19 protein-coding genes are annotated in these 19,147 nt (G+C 73.2%); 4 read left to right on the plus strand and 15 right to left on the minus strand.

Going from position 1 to position 19,147, the window contains the following annotated elements; all coding sequences use genetic code 11:
• Positions 1-81: 81 nt before the first annotated feature.
• The 10 genes from IH48_RS0123460 to IH48_RS0123505 all read right to left on the minus strand — a co-directional run bounded on the left by IH48_RS0123460 (position 82) and on the right by IH48_RS0123505 (position 12,244).
• Complete coding sequence (locus tag IH48_RS0123460; RefSeq protein ID WP_158710339.1) at positions 82-1,029, minus strand: terpene synthase family protein; 948 nt, start codon at positions 1,027-1,029, stop codon at positions 82-84.
• Positions 1,026-2,495, minus strand: coding sequence for a cytochrome P450 (locus tag IH48_RS0123465; protein WP_051840429.1), 1,470 nt, complete (start codon positions 2,493-2,495; stop codon positions 1,026-1,028). The genes IH48_RS0123460 and IH48_RS0123465 overlap by 4 nt, the downstream gene beginning before the upstream one ends.
• A 48-nt stretch (positions 2,496-2,543) precedes the next feature.
• Positions 2,544-4,139: a prenyltransferase gene (locus tag IH48_RS0123470; protein WP_158710340.1), complete on the minus strand. Its 1,596-nt coding sequence runs from the start codon at positions 4,137-4,139 to the stop codon at positions 2,544-2,546.
• Positions 4,140-4,284: 145 nt separating this feature from the next.
• Complete coding sequence (locus tag IH48_RS0123475) at positions 4,285-5,376, minus strand: polyprenyl synthetase family protein (RefSeq protein ID WP_051840431.1); 1,092 nt, start codon at positions 5,374-5,376, stop codon at positions 4,285-4,287.
• Between the two features lie 156 nt (positions 5,377-5,532).
• Positions 5,533-6,840, minus strand: a complete 1,308-nt coding sequence (locus tag IH48_RS0123480; RefSeq protein ID WP_051840432.1) for a cytochrome P450 — start codon at positions 6,838-6,840, stop codon at positions 5,533-5,535.
• Positions 6,837-7,412, minus strand: a complete 576-nt coding sequence (locus IH48_RS0123485; RefSeq protein WP_030908075.1) for a GTP-binding protein — start codon at positions 7,410-7,412, stop codon at positions 6,837-6,839. The genes IH48_RS0123480 and IH48_RS0123485 overlap by 4 nt, the downstream gene beginning before the upstream one ends.
• Positions 7,413-7,521: 109 nt before the next feature.
• A complete protein-coding gene (locus IH48_RS0123490) occupies positions 7,522-7,902 on the minus strand; it encodes a DUF742 domain-containing protein (protein WP_030908077.1) in 381 nt (126 codons plus the stop codon).
• A complete protein-coding gene (locus IH48_RS0123495; RefSeq protein ID WP_051840434.1) occupies positions 7,899-8,330 on the minus strand; it encodes a roadblock/LC7 domain-containing protein in 432 nt (143 codons plus the stop codon). Before IH48_RS0123495 ends, IH48_RS0123490 begins: the two co-directional genes overlap by 4 nt.
• Positions 8,327-9,751 (minus strand): ATP-binding protein, encoded by a 1,425-nt coding sequence (locus tag IH48_RS0123500; protein ID WP_158710341.1) that lies wholly within the window; start codon positions 9,749-9,751, stop codon positions 8,327-8,329. Before IH48_RS0123500 ends, IH48_RS0123495 begins: the two co-directional genes overlap by 4 nt.
• A gap of 1,251 nt (positions 9,752-11,002) precedes the next feature.
• Positions 11,003-12,244: an FAD-dependent monooxygenase gene (locus tag IH48_RS0123505; protein ID WP_030908084.1), complete on the minus strand. Its 1,242-nt coding sequence runs from the start codon at positions 12,242-12,244 to the stop codon at positions 11,003-11,005.
• A gap of 166 nt (positions 12,245-12,410) precedes the next feature.
• Here IH48_RS0123505 and IH48_RS0123510 point away from each other — a divergent pair, with 166 nt between their 5' ends.
• Positions 12,411-13,100 carry a hypothetical protein gene (locus IH48_RS0123510; RefSeq protein WP_030908085.1) on the plus strand — a complete coding sequence of 230 codons (690 nt, stop codon included), beginning with the start codon at positions 12,411-12,413 and terminating at the stop codon, positions 13,098-13,100.
• Positions 13,101-13,290: 190 nt separating this feature from the next.
• Here the strand turns inward: IH48_RS0123510 and IH48_RS0123515 are convergent, their stop codons facing one another.
• From IH48_RS0123515 to IH48_RS0123530, 4 genes are all read right to left on the minus strand, one after another.
• Entirely contained in the window at positions 13,291-14,094 is an 804-nt protein-coding gene (locus tag IH48_RS0123515; protein ID WP_030908088.1) for an aminoglycoside adenylyltransferase domain-containing protein, read from the minus strand.
• Between the two features lie 84 nt (positions 14,095-14,178).
• Positions 14,179-14,997, minus strand: a complete 819-nt coding sequence (locus IH48_RS0123520; protein WP_030908090.1) for an SAM-dependent methyltransferase — start codon at positions 14,995-14,997, stop codon at positions 14,179-14,181.
• Positions 14,998-15,040: 43 nt separating this feature from the next.
• Entirely contained in the window at positions 15,041-15,274 is a 234-nt protein-coding gene (locus tag IH48_RS0123525; protein WP_030908091.1) for a DUF397 domain-containing protein, read from the minus strand.
• Positions 15,274-16,143, minus strand: coding sequence for a helix-turn-helix domain-containing protein (locus IH48_RS0123530; RefSeq protein WP_030908093.1), 870 nt, complete (start codon positions 16,141-16,143; stop codon positions 15,274-15,276). Before IH48_RS0123530 ends, IH48_RS0123525 begins: the two co-directional genes overlap by 1 nt.
• A 170-nt stretch (positions 16,144-16,313) precedes the next feature.
• On the opposite strand from IH48_RS0123530, the gene IH48_RS0123535 reads away from it, so the two are divergent.
• Together IH48_RS0123535 and IH48_RS0123540 are read left to right on the plus strand one after the other, a co-directional pair.
• Positions 16,314-16,832, plus strand: coding sequence for an ATP-binding protein (locus IH48_RS0123535; protein ID WP_158710342.1), 519 nt, complete (start codon positions 16,314-16,316; stop codon positions 16,830-16,832).
• A 7-nt stretch (positions 16,833-16,839) separates the two neighbouring features.
• The gene (locus IH48_RS0123540; RefSeq protein WP_234434360.1) at positions 16,840-17,481 is read left to right on the plus strand and encodes a DUF6624 domain-containing protein; all 642 of its coding nucleotides are present in this window, start codon (positions 16,840-16,842) and stop codon (positions 17,479-17,481) included.
• A gap of 112 nt (positions 17,482-17,593) precedes the next feature.
• Here IH48_RS0123540 and IH48_RS0123545 read toward each other — a convergent pair whose 3' ends face one another.
• Complete coding sequence (locus tag IH48_RS0123545) at positions 17,594-18,559, minus strand: quinone oxidoreductase family protein (protein WP_030908099.1); 966 nt, start codon at positions 18,557-18,559, stop codon at positions 17,594-17,596.
• A gap of 96 nt (positions 18,560-18,655) precedes the next feature.
• Between IH48_RS0123545 and IH48_RS0123550 the strand changes: the two genes are divergently transcribed.
• A complete protein-coding gene (locus tag IH48_RS0123550; RefSeq protein WP_030908101.1) occupies positions 18,656-19,120 on the plus strand; it encodes a MarR family winged helix-turn-helix transcriptional regulator in 465 nt (154 codons plus the stop codon).
• Positions 19,121-19,147 lie beyond the last annotated feature (27 nt).

Below are 19,147 nucleotides of genomic sequence, written 5' to 3' on the forward strand. Positions count from 1 at the left end.
CGTGGCACGCGCCGTCGCGCCCTGATCACCGGCGGGGCCACCGGTGGCCGGAGGACGAAGCGCCCCCGGCCACCGGCCGAACTACCCGCCGTACCTGCCGTGGCCGATGTGCCACACGTACGAGGCCGCGATGGACTCCAGCGCACGCGCGTGCGTCACCGTGGCAGTGGCCGAGCGATCCGGCACGGATTGGGTGAGTTCCGTGATGCGCGCCCTCGCCCGGCGCGCCTCCTCCTCGCACATCGCGGCGATGATCTCGAACGCCTTGTCCACGTCGCAGCCGCGTTCCGCCGTCAGCAGCGTCGGCAGGCTGAACGGGTCGCGGCCGCCGGAGCGTTTGCGCTCCCTCTCGTAGGACGCGAGGTCGTTGATCCAGCCCGCCAGGTCGCCCACCGCCGACTCCAACTCGCGCACCGGCCGCGCGTCGCGCTCGTCGGGGGTCAGCGTGTAGCCGAGCACCGGCTCCGCCGTGGCCACCACCGTCCGCACGAAGACGGTGTGCGGGCGCATCGCGCGGTAGTCGGCCACCTCGACGTGTCCGCCGCCCGCCAGTTCGTGCGCCTCCCACACCAGGCCGTAGAGGCTGTCCCGCAGAGAGTTCGTCAGGCGCACGTACTGTTCCGGCGCCGCCCGCCGGCGGGCACGCGCCAGGACGTCGGCCAGCGCCGCGCCGAACGGGTCGGTGTCACGCGGCGGTTGGGCGCCGTCCCCCAGACGCAGGAAGCCCGCGACCCTGCGCACCAGGGCCGCCGGGTCGCGCGCGCCGGCCGCCTCCGCGTGCGCGTCGTCGAACGCCGTCAGCCACAGCAGCAGGTCAGCGGCGATCTCCAGGCCCGGCAGGTCGGCGGTGGGGAACGTGCGGGCGATGCCGTGCGCCGTGATGTCGCACAGCGCCCGCCTCGCCCGCTCGGAACCGATCAGCGGGTAGCGCGTCAGCCATTCGTCCAACCGGGCCTGTACGTGCGGCGCGTGCGGGCTCACGGGGAACGGTCCCGGGAACGAGTCCGCCAGGTCGGGCAGGCGCCTCACGCCGCCCTCCTCGCCACCGCGGGCCACCGGGCCTCGGCGGTCATGTGCAGCGACGACGGGTGCACGGTGATCTCGCCCACCGGGCGGACGTCCTCGCCCTCGCGCGGCCGCAGCCGCCAGCGCTGCGCGACGAGGGCGGCGATGATCGTCGCCTCCGTCAGCGCGAACGCGTCGCCCATGCACATGCGCTTCCCCGAGCCGAACGGGATGAACGCCTCCTTGGGCGGCTGGGGGCGCCCAGGGCCCCAGCGGTCCGGGTCGAAGCGGTCGGGGTCCGGGTAGATCGCCGGGTCGCGGTGCAGGGCGTACGGGCTCCAGATGACGTCCGTGCCCGCCGCGAGTTCCACATCGCCGAGGCGCACGTCCGCCGTGGCCTGCCGGGTGACGAGCCAGCCGGGGCTGTACATGCGCAGGGTCTCGTTCACGCACATGCGGGTGAACGGGAGCCGGCCGATGTGGTCCAGTGTGATGCGCTCGCCGCCGAGTACGGAGTCGACCTCCTCGTGCAGCCTCCGCTCGAAGTCGGGGTTGCGGCCCAGCTCGTGGAAGAGCCACGCCATCACGACGGCCGTGGTCTCGGAACCGGCCGCGAGGATGCCCGTGACCTCGGACAGGATGTCGTCCTCCGCCAGCGGCCGCCCCACCTCGTCCCGCGCGTCGAGCAGCAGCGACACGACGTCGTCGTAGGCGTCGGGCCTGGTCCGGTGCTCCTCGATGATCTCCGCGACGGCGCCCCTCATCACCTCGCTCGCCTCCCGCACCCGCCGGTTGCGGCGGGTGGGCAGGTGCTCGAGCAGGGGCACCGGCAGCAGGGCGCGCCTGATGGCGGCCATGAAGACGGAGTCGACGCTGTGCAGGATGGTCAGCGCGGGTTCGCGCGGCGGGTTGGACGAGAAGAGCACCGACATGACGACACCCTGCGTCATGAGCTGCATCTCCGTCTTGAGGTCGAGCGTCTCGCCGTCGCGCCAGGCGGCCACGGACGGCTCGATCGTGTCGCGCATCCCGGTGATGTAGCCGCCGATCTTCTCGCGGTGGAACTTCGGCTGCATCAGCCGGCGCCTGGTGAGGTGCGCCCTGCCCTCGGCGACGGGCAGCGCGTCCTTCCCGAACAGCTTGAGCTTCTCGAACAGCAGGCCCTTGCTGAACTGGCCGGACTTCACGGTGAGCATCTCGTGGATCATGTCCGGGGAGTTGACCACGAGCATCTTCTTCGGGCCGAACGAGACGCGGACGGCCGGACCGCCCTCGCGCAGCCTGCGGATGAACGCGAGCCGGTCGCGCAGCAGTGGGACGACGTGGCCGACGAGGGGCAGCCTGCCGGGGGCGAGCGGCGGGACGCTCGTGCCGCCCGGTGCGGTGGCACCGTCCGCTGTACGACTGCCGCCGCCCGGGGTGCGCGCGCCCGGCGCGGTGTGCGCGCCGGCGGCGGCCCCGCCGGGCTGGTGCTGGGTTCGCTCCGTCATGTCGTGTTCTCTCCCTCTCGTGTCACACGCTTGCGTCGGGCAGTGCGGTCACGCGTGCCGGGCGGCCAGCAGGGCCCGCGCGGCGAGGACTTCCGCCTCGATCATGGCTTCCGGCGCGTACAGGGTCTTGTCGTGCCACAGGGCGGGGTGGCGGTGGGCGCGCCCCGGCGCGTACACGGCGTCGAGATAGGCCTCCGCCCGGTCGAGGGCCTCGGTGTGGCCGGGCTCGCCGGCACGCAGCAGGATGCGCACCGCGTAGGCGGTCTCCTCGGCGGTGCCGCCCCACACACCCCAGGAGCCGTCGGCCAGTTGGTTGCCCGCGGCCCAGCGTGCGGCCTTGGCGAGGGCGCCTGCGCCGCGCTCGCCGCCGTGCAGGGCGAGTGCGGACACGGACCGTTCCGTCGCGTAGTAGGGCGAGGCGTGCCACTTGTCCGGCCAGTCGCCGTCCGCCGTCTGGGCCCCGACGAGCCACTCGACCTGGCCCGCCGTCTCGGCGGCGAGGGTGACCCTGGCCTCCGGGTGGTGGCGCGCGTAGGCGCCCAGGGCGCGCAGGGCGTGGGCGTTGGCGGTGACGGAGCCGGTGTCCTCGCCGACGTAGCAGTCGTAGTGGGTGCCGTTGTGGAACCGCGCGAGCGGCTCGGGGCTGCGCGGCCGGTCCACGAGGGCCGCCACGAGGACGGCCATCGCGGTGTCGTCGGCGTCCGTCATGAGGCCGGGCGCGCCCCGTACGCCGGCGGTGTCGTAGATGCGGTCCGCCCAGCCCCGCGCGGTGCCCGCGCTCCCGGGCGTCAGCAGCCCCACGGACGCCAACGCGGCGGCCACCCAGAGTCGTTCGAAGACGAGGATGGGCGCGGCCTCGGGGAAGAGGTGGCCGTATCTGCGTCCCACCTCACGCAGTTCGTCCGCCGCGCCCGGCGGGAGGTACGGGCCGGATCCCGCAGGTGCCGTTGCGCCGCCCGCTGCTCCGGCGCCCGCCGGAATGCCGCGTGCCGCCCATGCCACGGTCGCAGCGGGCGAGCTGCCCAGCAGGCCGTGCCCGGTTCCGGACGCGGGTATCAGCGCGTCCGGCAGGCAGTTCGCGATGCCTTCGAAGGTGTGGTGGAACTTGATCGGCAGCGTGCCCGCGGCCGCGTACTTCTTCGCCACATACTCGGGCGCGGCGGCGTGGTAGCCGCCCGGCACGGGGATCCCGGGGCCCCGGTGCCAGGGGCCGAGCGTCTCGGACGCGGCGAACCCGCCCTCCGCCAGGTGGTGGTTGACGGCGGCGACGAGGGCGGGCACGAGGATCTCCGCCGCCGCCGTGTCGGGCCAGGGACCGCCCTCGGGCAGGGCGCGCAGCGCACCGAGTCCGCGCCCCGCGGCGGCGGACACGCGGGCGGTCAGCACACCGGACGCCGTGCCGCGCCGCGCCACGGCCAGCAGGGCCTCCACCGCGCTCAGCGTGGGGACGAGCCGGTAGCGTACCGGGCCCTCGCCCCAACTTCCGTCCGATGCCTGCTCGTCGAGCAGATAGGCGATGCGCCTCTCGTCGCCGGTGAGCCAGGGAGCGTACGACACGACGCGGGCCGTCTCGTAGAGCGAGGGGCGAACAGCACCCCAGGGATCCTGGTCGACTGAGGCAACCAACTGGTCGGCGGGGTGCACCGCCTCTCCCGCGTCCCGAAGCCCCCGCAATTTCGCCGCCGTTGACATTGACACCGTTGTCGTCCGTGCGGTGGTCATGACTGCTGCCCCTCCCATTCGGCGCCCGCGGCGCACTCCCACTTGTCCGCGCTCACACCTGCCGCGCTCACACCTGCCGCCTCGTCGCCGCGCGCGCGAGCCCGCGCAGGCCCTCGACCGCCTCCGGCGCGAACGGCGCCCGCTCCAGCGCCGCCAGAGCGGCGTCGCGACGCTCGGCGATCATCTCCTCGACCGCCTGGCGCGCCCCGGTCGACACAAGGATCTCCCGTATCACCGCGGCCTGTTCCTCGGTCAGGTCGGACCGGCCGACGAGCTCGCGCAACGTCGCGGACTGCCTCGCGGAGGCCGCACGGACAGCGTGTGCCATCAGCACCGTGGCCTTGCCCTCGCGCAGGTCGTCGAGCGCGGACTTCCCCGTGCGCACCGGGTCGCCGAACACACCGAGCAGGTCGTCGCGCAACTGGAACGCCTCGCCCAGCGGTATCCCGAACGCCGAGCAGGCATCGAGTACTTCGGGGGAGCCGCCGGCCAGCGCCACGCCGATCTGCAACGGCCGCTCCATCGTGTACTTGGCTGTCTTGTAGCGGATGACGTGCAGTGCCGAGTCGATGTCACCGGACAGCGCACGCCCCGTCGCCCGCAGGTCGAGCAGTTGCCCGTACATGACCTCACTGCGCATCTCGCTGACAAGTGGCAGGACTTCGGCGAGTCGCCCGGCATCCAGGCCCGCGGTGTGCAAGAGTTCATCAGACCAGACAAGCGCCAGGTCCCCGAGGAGCACGGCGGCACCCATGCCGTGTGCCTCGGCCCTGGCACCGGGCCCGCCCCCGGCGGTGTAGGCTGCCGCCAAAGCACGGTGTGCGGACGGTTGGCCGCGGCGTGTGTCGCTGTCATCCATCACGTCGTCGTGCACGAGGGCGAAGACCTGGAAGAGTTCGAGGCTCGCGGCGGCATGTATCACCGTCGAGTCGGGACCTGGTGGTGTGTCCACGGCGTGCCACCCGTAGACGCACAGCAGTGATCTCAGGCGCTTGCCGCCGGTGAGCATGTGGCGCAGGGTCGTGGTGAGGTAGGGCAGTTCGCCCCCCGGTGCCCCGCGGTCCTTCGCGTCGAGGAAGCCGGTGAGCGCCTCGTCCACCATGCGTCTGAGCGAGGCGTTTTCCGGCAGGCGTGAGCCAGGCAGGGTTTTGGTCGTCAACGGATCGATCCCCTTTCAGTCAAGAACCGTGCGGCGGTTCCACTCGTGCAGAGGACAGGCCAGGGATCACGGGCGTTCCCTGGGCAGGCCGTCGTGGTGCCGGCCGTACGCACCCTGTGCGGCCGGCACCGTGTCATCGCGACGAGCGTGTGCGGGTCAGGGCGCGGAAGCCATGGCGCCTGTCTGCGGTGCTGTCTGCGGTGAGCCGGCGCTCCCCCGGTCCGCGGAGCTGCGGCTCCAGGGCGTGGCGCCGTCCGCGTCGGGGGCGAGCGGGGTGAAGCGCGCCGGGAGGGCGGTGAGGGTCCGGTGGATCGTCCCCTCCTTGTACGTCAGCTCCTCCGCCGGCACCGCGAGTGTGATGTCGGGGAGGTAGGTCGCCAGGCGCTCGATCGCGGCGGTGGCGATCAGCAGGGCGAGATCGCGCGCCGGGCAGGCGTGCGGCCCCGCGGCGAAGGCCAGGTGGGCCTTGTTGCCCGACCGGAAGCCGTCCGCCGGCACGCCCTGGTGCGGGCAGGTGTTGGCGGCGGCGTAGGAGATCATGACCGGCGAGCCCGCCGGGATGCGGGTGCCGTGGAACGTGACGTCCCTGCGTGCCGTGTGGAAGCTGTAGTTGGCCACCGGCGAGTCGTTCCACAGCGCGTCGTCGATGGCATGCTGCACGGGCAGGGATCCGGTGGTGAGCGTGCCGAAGTAGCGGTCGTCGCTGAGCATGCGCACGCACGTGTTGGCGATGAGGTTGGCCGTCGGCTCGTTGCCCGCGCCGAGCGTGAGCAGGATCTGCTGGGTCGCCTCCTCCCTGTCAAGGCCGTTGGGGTGGTCGATGAACCAGGACGTCAGGTCGTCACCGCGCTGCGCCGCCTTGGTCTCGTAGAGCCCGGCCAGGTAGGCGCCGAACGCCTGGGCGGCCTCTCCTGCCTTGGCCGGGTCGGAGCCGACCATCGCGGAGAGCATCTCGACGAGCTGGGGGCCGTACTCGTCCGGCATGCCGAACAGGCTGTTGAAGACCATGAGCGGCAGCTGGGTGGCGTACTGGGCGACCAGGTCGACGGTGCCGGTGTCGGCGAACGCGCTGAGCAGCGTGTCCGCGTGACGGAACGTCAGCGTGCGCACCTCGTGCGGGTCGAGCAGGCCGAAGCAGTCCGTGATGACCCTGCGCAGGTGGGCGTGGTTCTCCCCGTCGGCGAAGATGACGTTGGGCCGCCACTGCGTCGGCTGGCTGATGGAGCTGGACTCCGGCACCCTGCCCTGCCAGGGTCTGGTGTCCTTCGACCACGTCTCCGTGTCGTGCAGCAGGTCGAGCGCCGCGCGGTAGTCCGTGACGAGGTGGACGACGAAGCCGGGGGCCGCCTCGGCGAGGGCCACGGGGCCCTGGGCACGCAGCAGTTCGTAGCTGCGCTCGGGGTCCGCCGCGTGTTCGGCCCCGTACAGGCGCACGGGTGCCATGTCAGGTGTGGTGGTCGTCACGACGTCTCGTCTCCGGCACGCGATATGGAGTGGGCAGTGAGTTCGATGAGGGCGTTGAGGCTGCTGTTCGTCTGCCGGGCGTCGCAGATGACGAGCGGAGTGTCCGGTGCGAGGTCGAGCTTTGACCTGAGGATCTCCAGACTGTAATCGGGCGAGTCGGGAAAGACATTCACCGCGACGGCGTACGGCAAACCGCGCTCCTCGATGAGATCCATCACTTCGAAAGAGGCGTCCAGGCGCCGGGTGTCGACCAGCACCAGCGCGCCGAGCGCGCCCAGCGCGATGCCCTTCCACAACGGCAGGAAGCGCCGCTGGCCCGGGGTGCCGTACAGGTACAGCACGATCTTGTCGCCCGGCAGCGTGAGCCTGCCGAAGTCGATGGCGACGGTCGTCGTCGTCTTGTTCCGCAGGCCGACGAGGCTGAGGTCGTCCGTGTCGGCCGCGGCGTCCGTCATGACCTCCTCGGTGTGCAGTGTCGGGATCTCCGACAGGGTCCTGATGGCGGTGGTCTTGCCGACCCCGAGGTGGCCGGCGACCAGGATCTTCACCCGGCGGTGCGCGCCCTCGGGCAGGTAGACGGGGCGCCGACCCGCGGGGGCGGCCGCCCCCGCCCACGCGGCCGGGTCCACCGCGACCTGCTGTCCCGCCGCGGCGGACTGCCCCGCCGGTGCGGCCTGGGCGCTAGACCAGGAGTGCTCGGAGTCCACTCAAAACCTCTTCCATGACTTCCTTGGACGGGCGGTCCGCTTGCGCGGCGACGGTGGCGGCGTCCGACACCGGGACACTGCCCTTGAGCTGACCGTCGGTGACGAGTTGTTCCGCGACGACGATGCCGACGCTGACCGGGAGGCCGAGGTAGCCGGCGATCTCCATGACGGTCAGGGAGCCGCCGTCGAGCAGCTCGACCACGCGCTGGTGGACCGCCGTGTGGTAGGGCGCGAGCGGCAGCCCGGTGGCGCGCAGGGCCGTCAGCGTGTCAATGGTGCTGCCGGCGGTGGCGCCGCCGGTACCGGTCGCCAGATAAGCGGGCAGCAGCCTTCGCCGTTCCTGGCCGCGGCTCATGACGCACTGTCATCGGTACGCAGGGGAACGGACATGAGCTGCTCGCCCAGCTTCTTCGCCTGGCGCGCCATGGTGTGCGCGACGACACCCATCGGCATCTCGGCGTCCCCCGACACCGCGATCAGTGTGTTCGTCCTGGTTCCGGCGGGCATCACCATGTACGTGCCGTACGCGTTCTGCACGGTGACGGTCTCCACGGGCGTCTGCTCGGGCGCTCCGAGCGCCGTGTTGGCGGCCGAGCGGGAGGCCGCGTGCAGCGCGGAGGTCATCGCGGCGATGCCGTCGGCCTCGTCCACCGGGAGCTCCGAGGACCGCGCGACGACCATGCCGTCCAGGGTCATGATCAGCGCGTGCCGTACGCCCTTGATCTCGGAGATCGGGTTGAGGTACCAGGCAGACTGCCCTATTTGCTGGTGGGGGGTGCTCACAGAGTCTCCTCCGGGTCGTTGTGGGCGCGGCCGCTGGCGAGCCCTTCCTCGAACTGGCTCCAGGTGTCACGGACGCGCTCGGGGTCCAGGTCGCGGGCGGTGGGCGGCGCGACGTCGGCCTGCACGGCACGGGCGGGCTCGCGGCGGCGGCGCTGCGGCAGCTCAGGGGCGGCGGCCGCGGCCGTCGGCACGGGGGCGGGGGCCGCCGGGGCCGCGGGCTCCGGGGCTTCGGGGCGCTTGGGGACCTGGGGCGGTACTGCGGGCAGGGGTGCCATGGCCGAGAGGGGTTCAGCCTCCTCGTCGATCGTCGTCAGCAGGTTCGGGGGTATGGACAGCACCGCGCGCACCCCGCCGTACGGGGAGGGGTTGGCGATCGAGACGTGGAAGCCGTAGTCGGCGACGAGCCTGCCGATGGCGGCGAAGCCCTGCGACGGCGGGTCGCCGAGCTCGGTGAGCATGATGTTCTGCTGCTCGGCGCCGGAGATCAGCTTGGTGCCGCGGGCGACCGCCTCGGCGGTCATGCCCTTGCCGGCGTCGTCCACGGTGACGCAGACGCTGCCGTTCTCGGTCTCGATCAGGCTGACGTCGACGACGAGGTCGTCACGGGAGTGCTCCAGCGCGTTGGCCATCAGCTCGGCCACGGCGACGGCGACGGGCTCGGCGGCCCGGCCCACGATGCCGGTGCCCGCGGCGTGCAGCCGCGAGCTGATCTTGATGCGGTCGAAGCCGCGCAGGCGCGAGGAGGCGCCCGTGACGATCTCGGCCACGTAGGTGTCCTTGCGGACGTGCCCGGGCCAGGCGCCGCAGACGATGGCCGCCTTCTGGATCAGGCGGAGGTTCTGCTCGTTGAGGTGGTCGGCCGCGAGCAGGCGCTTCGTGAGGCTGCGGGGTGCGCTGAACTCGTGCTGGAGGGCGTCGATCTCCGTCTGCAGGCGGTACGAGAGCGCCTGCATGTCCTGGCACGCGCCGCGCAGGGCCGCACGGGCGGCGGCGTCGATGCGGCGGCGCTCCTTGAGCGACGTGGTGGAGAAGCTCTCCAGCACGGGCGCGAAGATGTCGGCGCTCTCGCCCGGCTCCGAGCCGCCTCCCGCCTGCTGCCCGCCCTCGTGCAGCGGCCCGGGGACGGGGTGGTGCGAGCTGATGAGGTGGAGGGCGAGGGCGGGGAGCCTGCGCGAGACCAGGTGGTCGAGTTCTTCGCGGAACTCGCGCTCACGGGTCTCCGCTGCCTTGAGGCGGGCCTCCGCCGTGCGGCTGCTGGCCTCGGCGGCCAGCGTCCTGGCGTCGGCGGCCTGGGCGGACGAGGCCAGTTCCTGCGCTCTGCGCACCTGTCGGCGGCGCGAGCGTGCGAGCACCAGCGCGACGACGACCATGACGGCAGTCGCGACGCCGAGTAGTACGGCGGCTACGGATATCGAGCTCACTAGTGAGGATCCTAGAGGGTTGGGGCTGAGCTTCCGGTCGTCCCTGACCAGGGGCCAAGCGGTGGACGGCGACGATGCAAGGCGTCCGGAGCCACGGCTCTCCTCGTGTGCAAGCGCTTTCGACTCCCTGAATGCCCTACGTCAAACGGACGCCAGTGTACGGACGTTGATCCTCTCACGCACCGCCCGTACCGCTCGTCCGCGTAGTGATGCCGTAGGCATCCGACGATGCGTCACCACACCGTGAGCGGATGGCGACGGTGCGTCAGGTCGGCCCCACGGTACGTGGGGGATGTGACGGGTGTGTGGCGGCGGCGTGCACGCCTCCTGACGGTTCTTCGGCGCAAACCCGCCGTCCGGCGCGGGGTTCGGTCGTGGCCAGCCGTGGGCCCCGGGCACTGGCGCCGCCCGCCGGGCCCCGGCGTCCCCCCGGGCGAGGGACCCGCCCGCCGGGTGGCCTCGGTCGCGGCCCGCTGCGGGCGCCGGGACGCGGACGCCGCCGAGACCGCCGGGTCACGGGCCGTCGCCCCGGGCGAGGGACCCGCCCGCCGGGTGCGAGGGCCGCCCGCGGGGCACAGGCGCTGAGGCCGCCGGAGCCACCGGGCGCCAGGCAGCGGCGCGCCCGCCAGGACCCGGCGTCCCCCAGGCAAGGGGCCCGCCCGCCGGGTGGCCTCGGTCGCGGCCCGCCGCGGGCGCCAGGTCGCCGGCGCCGCCGAGACCGCCGGAACACGGACGCCGGGCCCCGGGCCGTCGCCCGGGCAAGGGACCCACCCGCCAGGCGGCTTCCGGCGCGGCCCACTGCGGGCGCCGGGTCGCGGGCGCCGCCGAGGCCACCGGAACGCGGACACCGGGCCCCGGGCCCCGGGCCGTCGCCCGGGGCGAGAGGCCCGCCCGCCGGGCGCGAGGGCCGCCCGCGGGGCACAGGCGCTGAGGCCGCCGGAGCCACCGGGCGCCAGGCAGCGGCGCGCCCGCCAGGACCCGGCGTCCCCCGGGCGAGGGACCCGCCCGCCGGGTGGCCTCGGGCACGGCCCGCTGCGAGCGCCGGGTCGCGGGCGCCGCCGAGGCCGCCGGGTCACGGGCGCCGGTGCGGAACGGGCCGGCGGCACCCGTGCCGGCCGGGGCGTGACGGCCGCCCGGTGGCCTGGCGCGTGGCCGGCCGGCACGGTCGGGGCCGCCTCAGGGCACCCGGCGACCCGGCGGGAGGGAGGACCGCCCGGACGGGCCGTGAGGCGTATGGCGTACGGCGGGGCGTCAGGACCGGGTGCGGGCGTGGAGGGTGCCGGCCAGGCGAGGGCCCAGCCAGCGCTTCAGCCTGCGCAGCGGCTCCAGGCGGCCCGCCGCGTGGTCCAGGCGGTAGTAGAGCTGGGGCGGCACGTACGGCAGCAGCGGCGAGTGGCGCTGCCCGAGCAGCGCGAACATCCGCTCGGGCGGCAGCCGCAGGTAGCGCGGCAGCTCCTCGTACCAGCGCGCGCTGAAGCGCGCCGCGCTCTGCACGGACAGCAGCTCGGCACGCCGGACGTTCTCGTAGCGCGTGAGCGCCGCGTCGAGCCCGGCGGCCCCCGCTGCCGGCTCGGCGTGCAGGGCGCCGGCGAGCGCGAGCGCGTCCTCCAGGGCCAGGGACGTGCCCGCGCCGATCGAGTAGTGCGTGGTGTGGGCGGCGTCGCCGAGCAGGACGACGTTGCCTCGGTGCCACGTGCGGTTGGTGAGCGTGCGGAAGGTCAGCCACTGGGCGGGGGCCTCCCGCCCGCCGCCCCTGCCGGTCAGCGGATGACCGTCGAGCAGCCCCGCGAAGAGTCCTTCGAGGCGGCGCAGGCCGTCCGCCTCGCTCCCCCGGTCGAGGCCGAGGCCGCGCCAGGTGCCGGGCGCGCATTCCACCACGACGGTGCTCGCGTCCTCGCAGAAGCGGTAGGCGTAGCACCAGATCCAGCCATGTTCGCTCTCCACGAAAGAAAACGTGAAGGCGTCGAAGACCTTCGTCGTACCGAGCCAGATGTAGGGGTTGCGGCCGACGGACACCTCCGTGCCGAAATGTCCGGCCCAGCGGCCGCGCAGCGCGCTGCGCACGCCGTCCGCCGCGACGACGAGATCGGCGTCTGCCAAGGCGTCGTCGAGCCCCGCCTCCGTCCCGGGCTCGACCTCACGCTCGTGGACGACGCGCACCCCGAGGTCGCGGGCGCGGCCGGCGAGGATGGCGAGCAGCCGGTGCCTGCCGATGCCGAACCCCTCGTCGCCGTGGTGCCTGGTCGTCGCGCCGCCGACGTGCGCGACGCCGTCGCTCCAGCGGACCGAGGCGTCCTCGACGGCGCGCGCGGACTCGGGGTCGCCCGCGCGCAGCTTGTCGAGCAGGCCTGCCCAGTACGTGACGCCCCAGCCGTAGGTGGACCCGGCGGCGTCGCGCTCGTAGACGGTGACGTCGTGGGCCGGTTCGCGCAGCTTCATCAGGATCGAGAAGTAGAGGCCGGCGGGCCCACCGCCGACACAGACGACCTTCACGCGCACTCCCGGGTTACGTCGCGGTCACTTCGGGCAGGGACCCGGTGACGCACCGTAGCAGGAGTGGCGGCGGTCACGCGGCGTGTGGCGCGCGGTGCGCGGCGGCCGGGCGCCGCCGCCCGGCGCGGCTTCCCGCCGCACAGGTTGTTCCGCCATACTTCCCGCCGTGGAGCAGCGCAGCGATACGAACATCCAGCCCGTGCAGACCGCCGGGGCCGGTGTGGATCCGGCCTACGTGCCCGGTCTCGTGAACGTCCGCGCCCCCGAGGCCGAGGAGCCGGAGGCGGCGACGGACACATCCGTGCCGTCCGCCCGACCCGAGCAGGAGGGCCCGGCCGACGCCCCTGACACGCCCGATGCATCGGAGACATCCGAGGCCGCCGAGGAGAGCGAGGCGGGTGAGGCCGCCCAGGCCGAGGAGCCCTCCGCGGCCGGGGACGGCCCGTCGTTCGAGGCGTCCGACCGGCGGGGCTCCGTCGTGGCCGACGGCACCGGCGTCCGGTTCACCCTGGACGACCAGGAGGCCGACTTCCGGTGGGACGAGATCGGCGCCGTCGAGATCGCCACCCCGCGCTTCGGCAAGCGGTTCGGCGTGATCGTGCACGTCGGCGCGCGCCGCTGGTACGAGACCGAGGTCGACGCGCCGAACCGCGCCGCGCTCAAGAGGTGGAGCGACGAGCTCGACGCGGTACTCGACGCGTACTTCGAGGAGGGCGCCTCCGAGGAGGACGAGCCCGCACACGCGGACACCGCTGGGGCCGAGGCGGGCGCCGGCGCAGAGGACGACTCGACGGCGCCGGAGACGGAAGAGAAGGACGAGGCGGACGCCAAGGCGAAGAACGACGCCAACGCGTGACCCTCCCGGGGACACCCACGCGCCGGGCCGTCCCGGCGTTCACGGCCTTCCCCGGCGGCGCGAGCGGCGCCGACGCTCCTTGAGCCTCGCGCCTGGGCGCCACTGCGTCGGGGACGCCGTCCCCACGGGCGCGACCCTGGACGCGGGTGCAGCCCCGCACGAGGACGCGGCGCGGCACGCGTCCGCGGCGTCACCCGTGCGCCGGCGCGTCCTCGATCGCCGCGTTCACGAACGCCAGCACGTCCCTGCGGCGTGCGAGCGGGTTCGCGTAGAGCCGTCCGCCCGTCTCGCCGCCGCGGATGCGCAGGCACTCGTCCAGGACGCGGTGGTGCTCGGGGCCGAACGCGGTGCGCGCGTACCGCGCCGCCGCCGTCTTGGAGACCGCCTCGCCCGTGGCGAGCGCACGGTGTGCCCTGCCGACGCCGAGCACGCCCCAGGTGGCGGCCTCCGCGCCCAGGCAGGCGAGGCCCTCCGACGTGAGGAGCCGGGAGCCGCGCTCCCACCACGGGCGCCAGTAGCGGGTCAGGCTCTCCCGGGCCCACAGGACGAGTTCCCCGGGCGACGTGTCGACCGTCAGGTCCCGCGCGCACGGCCCGCGCAGCGCCACGCCGTGGCGCGACAGCACCTGCCACGTGGCGGGCTGCCTGCCGTGCGCTACCGCAGGCAGCAGGCCGCCCCGGTGCGCGTACGGGCCGGGGGCCGCGTCGGCGGGGTCGCCGGCGAGCTCGTCCCACGTCACGTACGGGCCCTCGAAGAAGGGCCGGCGCACATGGCCCGCGAGGCGCGCGTGCACCTGCCGCAGCGCCGCGGTCTGGGCCGGTGACGGCGGCAGCGCGGAGACCGCCACGAAGTCGATGTCCCCGCCGCGGCGCCGGAAGTCGCCCAGCGCCACGGAGCCCGTCAGGTACAGCCCCTGCACGAGGCCGGGCACGGCGGCGTCGGTGAGGGTGAGGTACGCGCCGGCCACCTCGCGCACGAGCGGATCAACTGTCACGGCGCAACCCTGCCACCCGCGCCCCTCCCGGAGAAGGGCGCGGCAGGGGCGCGCGGCGGCACGCCGTGTGCCGCAGGGCCGCGGCTACGGCTTGCGGGCCACCGCCGCGTACATCGACACCGAGTCGTCGCTGGTGCCGGGCACCGTCTCGCCGTCGGGGTGCCAGTTGTGCGGGGTGACGACACCCGGCTCCACCAGGTCGAGCCCGTCGAAGAACGCGGCGACCTCGTCACGCGAGCGCAGTTGCAGCGGGATCCCGCCGCGGTGGTACACCTCGGCGACGCCCGCCCACATCTCCGGCGCGAAGTCGGCGGTGCAGTGGGAGATCGCCAGGTAGCTGCCGGGCGCGAGCCGGTCGAGCAGGTACCGCACGATGTCGTACGGCTTGTTCTCGTCGGGGACGAAGTGCAGCAGCGCGTTGAGCGAAAGGGCCACCGGCTTCTTCAGGTCTATGGTCTCGTGCAACTCGGCCGCGGCCATGATGGTTTCGGGCTCGCGCACGTCCGCCTGGATGTACGTGGTGCGGCCCTCGGGCGTGCTGCGCATCAACGCCTCCGCGTGGCGCAGCACGACCGGGTCGTAGTCGGCGTACACGACGCGCGCCTCGGGGGCCGCCTCCTGCGCGACCTGGTGGAGGTTGGGGCGCGTCGGGATGCCCGTGCCGATGTCGAGGAACTGGCGCACGCCCTTCTCCGTGGCCAGGTGGCGCGTGAACCGGTGCATGAACGAGCGGTTGACCCGGGCCGTGATCTTGATGGTCGGGAAGACCTCGAGCACCTTCTGCCCGGCGATCTCGTCTGCTTCGTAGTAGTCCTTCCCCTGGAGGTAGAAGTCGTACATGCGCGCCGGGTGCGGCTTGCTGGTGTCGATCTCGTCGAGTGACACCTGGTCGAGGTCGGTCATCCCTGGTCCGTCCGTCCGTTTATCGGTGCGTATACGCCTTCGCCTACAGCAGGAAGTCGGCGAGCCCATTCTTCGCGCCTTCGACGAAGGACGCCATGGCATCGTCGGAACAAATCAGCGCGGGGCCGGACGGATCCGTGGACTGACGCACCGCCACACGGCGGCCGTCGAGCTTCTTCGTCTCGACGCAACTCCCGCCGTTCGGGCCGCTCCAGGGCTTCTCCCAGCCCTCGGCGCCCAGGTCGTCGGCCGGCATGCCGTTGTGGATCTCGTGCATCACAACTCCTTGCGTATGTTCTGGAGGAAGGCTTTCGTCTCGTGCACCGACGCCGCGCGTGCCGACAGGTTGTCGAGCACCTCCAGGTACGCGGCGCTGTCCGGGCGGCGGTCCAGGTAGACCGCGCCCGTCAGGTTCTCGGTGTAGACGATGTCCGGGAGCTCCGTGACATCGAAGCGGAACAGGTGGAACGGGCCGAACGCCCCCAGGTGCGGGCCGATCGCGAACGGCATCAGCTGGAGGGTGAGGTTCGGGATCGCGGTCGCCTCCAGGAGGTGGTCCACCTGGTCCCTCATCACGCCCGGCGTGTCACCGACGGGGCGCCTGAGCACGGACTCCTCCATGAGGATCCACAGCATCGGCGCGCCCTGCTTCGACAGCAGCTGCTGTCGTTTGATCCGCAGCGCCACCCGCCGGTCGAGCTCCTCGGCGTTCTTGTGCGCGCCCGCGCCGAGGACACCGCGCGCGTAGTCCTCGGTCTGCAAGAGGCCCGGCACGTAGTGCGGTTCGTACGTGCGTATCAGGCTTGCCTCGTCCTCAAGGCTCACGTACGCGCTGAACCAGCCGGGGACCGCGTCACGGTAGCGGTGCCACCAGCCCGGGCGGTTGGCGGCCTTCACCAGCTCGATGAACTGCTCGACCTCGCCCCCGCCCACGCCGTACAGCTGCAACAGCAGCCGTACGTACGGCGGCTTGATGGCGACCTCCGAGTTCTCCATCCGCCGGACGGTCAGGGGCGTCACGTCCAGCACGCCCGCCGCCGCCTCCCGGGTCACGCCCGCGCCCTCCCTGAGGGCGAGCAGCCGCTTGCCGAGGACGATGCGCAGCACGGTGGGAGAGCTGCCGCTCCCGGCCGAGGCCGAGGACACCGCCGGAACCGTGGACCGCGCCTCACTCACCACACCGTCACCACCTGACACCGCTTCACCCGGCCGAGTCTGCCAGGTGCTTGCTGAGCTATCCAGGGAGTTGGCGAGCATTCTGAAATTATCAGGGAGTCGGTTGCGGCGTGACCGAGTGAGCGCGCATAGTGAGCGTCGTGGCTCGTATCAAGGAACATGTCGCGGACCAGGAACGCGCTGTGCGGCCGGCCGGGGCGTCCGGGCCGGGCGAGTTACCGGCTGCCTCGTGCGCGTACTCGTACGTCTTCCCGCGCAGGCCTGCGTCGGTCACCGCGGCGCGGCGCCGGCTCCACGCGCAGCTGCTGCGCGGCGGGGTGCCGGGGGAACTGTGCGACATGGCCGCGCTCGTCGTGTCGGAGCTGCTGACCAACGCCGTGCTGCGCACGGACAGCGCCGTCGTGGGCTGCGCGGTGCGGGTCTGCGCGCGCGGTGTGCGCGTGGAGGTCAGGGACGAGGGCGTGGCGGCGGGCTCGCTGTCCGCGGGACACGGGATGTTCCTGGTGGACAGGGTGGCCGACGCCTGGGGCACCGAGCCGGACAGGAACGGCGGGGGACGAACGGTCTGGGCGACGGTGTCCCTCGCGGACGCGTCCGCCGCGGATCCGGCCCGGGCGGACGGCGCACACCTCAGACACGGGCGGCGACGGGATGGGTGACGCACGAGTGGCGTACGGACCGAACGCGGACGTGCCGCGCGGCGGCGCTGAGCGCGATGTGCCGGGTGAGCGGCGCGAGCAGGAGGCGACGTCCGGCGAAGCCGATGGGCCCGACGGATCCGACGGCTACGACGGTTGGCGCGGACTGGCCCGTGAGCTGGTGGACAGGATCGCGCGGGACGGGCGTCTCACCACACAGGCCCAGCGCCTGCCCGGCGCCCAGATGCGCAGGCGTGTCGCCCGCTGCCGTGCCATCAACGCGGCGGCGCTGCACGAGATCGTCGAGGAGTCCGGCTGGCCGACGGCGGAGCTGGTCGGCGAGGAGGCCTCGACGGCCGCGCTGATGATCCTCCTGCACGCCGACGACCTGGCGCTCAAGCTCTCGTGCCGCGACCTGATCACCGACGCGGTCGAGCGCGGGCAGTGCCCGCCGATCCACGCCGCCTACGCGACCGACCACTGCGCGGTCGAACTGGGCAGGCCCCAGCCGTACGGCACCCGCTACACGCCGCTCGGCAGGCCCTACCCGGTGGCCGACCCGGAAGGGGTCGACGCGCGCAGGGTCGCGATCGGGCTGCGCACGATGGCGGCCGAGCAGCAGGCCCTGGCCGAGATCCAGCTCCGCCGGCTGAGCCGCGCCTCCGCCTGACGCTTGCCCCCGCCGCCCGACCGCATCGCCTGGCACCTCTGCCCGACGCGGGCGGACCTCATTCTTCCGGCGGCCCCGGAACGCCTCACGCCCGTTTGGGCCGTTGGGCCGGTCAGCCGGTGAACGGAAGGAAGACGACACGCCGCCCCGGGGCCTCCGTAGCGGTCCAGGCCGCCTCGACGTCCGCCAGGGGCACCGCCCGGGCGTCGACAGTGAACGCGCCGGCCACCAGCCGCTCCATCAGGGACGGCAGTTCGGCGACGATCCCGGCGGCGGTGACCGAGCCCTGGCCGCTGCCCATGATCCGCAAGTTCGCGGCGCGCAACATGAAGGAGGGGAGGGTGATTTCCGGCCCGGCCGTCGAGCCGATCTGAATCCAGTCCAGCGGCATGCTGCGGTCACTACGGTGGGTGATCAGGGCGGACATGGCCCGCTCCGTCGAAGCCCCCCACGTGTAGTCGATCACGACGTCGACGTCCGCGGCAGCCACACCCAACCTGACGGCCGCCTCCTCCGGGTCGCCCGCGAGGGAGACCGAATCCGTGGCGCCGAGCCCGGCGAGCGCCTCCAGACGCCCGGGGTCGCGTCCCGCGGCGACGACGCGGGCCGCGCCGAGGTGGCGGGCGACCTGTACGGCCATCCGGCCCGCACTGCCCGTCGCGCCGAGCACCAGCACGCTCTGCCCGCCCCTGAAGGCGACCCGGCGGCGCAGCGCAACCCACGAGGACATGGCCGGGTTCATGGCGGCGGCGATCACCACGGGGTCGGCGCCCTCCGGCAGCGGAACGGACCTGCGCGGATCGAGAAGTGCCTGATCGGCCATTGTCCCAGGGACTCCGTCGTCCGCCACGAAGTAGACGCGCCGCCCATCCGGCAGCCGTCCCACACCGTCGACACCGGGCACCAGGGGCAGCCGACCGTCGCTGGTGTAGTGGGTCCCAGCGGCGCCTGAGCGCACCCGGGGGTGCAGGCCCGCGGCCTCCACGTCCACCAGGACCTGGCCGTCCGCGGGGCGTGGCGTCTCGAACTGCTCATAGCGGGGCGGCCGATCGAACGAACGGACGACTGCGGCGTACATGGCGGCTCCTGGAATACGGATGGGCTTGCCAGGTTTTAGTACGTGGCACAAACCAAATTAGTTTGTGCCACGTACTACGTCAAGTACGATGGGGCCATGCCTGACGACGCCGTCCCCTCCTCGCCCACCCATCCAGCGGAATCGGCCGATCTCGGGATCGTCGACGCCCTGGCCCGGCTGTCGTTCGCCGTGCAGGGCGAGCTGGGGAGTGTCGCTGCGGAGAACGGGCTGTCCCTCGTCCAACTGCGGCTGCTCGGCGTGTTGCGCGACCGCGAGCCCGGCATGCGGGAACTCGCGGATCACCTGGGCCTGGACAAGTCCAGCATGACGGGGCTGGCCGACCGGGCCGAGCGGCGCGGCCTGCTGCGCAGGACCCCGGCCCCGCACGACAAACGTGCGGTGCGGGTATCGCTGACCCCCCAGGGGCACGAGCTCGCCCGGGCCGCCACCGACGAGGCGGGCCGCCGGATCCTCGCCCTCACCGCGCACCTCACCGATGCGCAGCGCTCGCAACTGTCCTGCCTCGCCGGCATGCTCGTCGCCGGCGCGGGAGTTCTCTGACGGCTTCGGGCCGGCCGGCCGATCCTG

Origin of the sequence: Streptomyces sp. NRRL F-5126 (genome assembly GCF_000721265.1) — a bacterium.
In the GTDB taxonomy this organism is placed as follows: domain Bacteria; phylum Actinomycetota; class Actinomycetes; order Streptomycetales; family Streptomycetaceae; genus Streptomyces.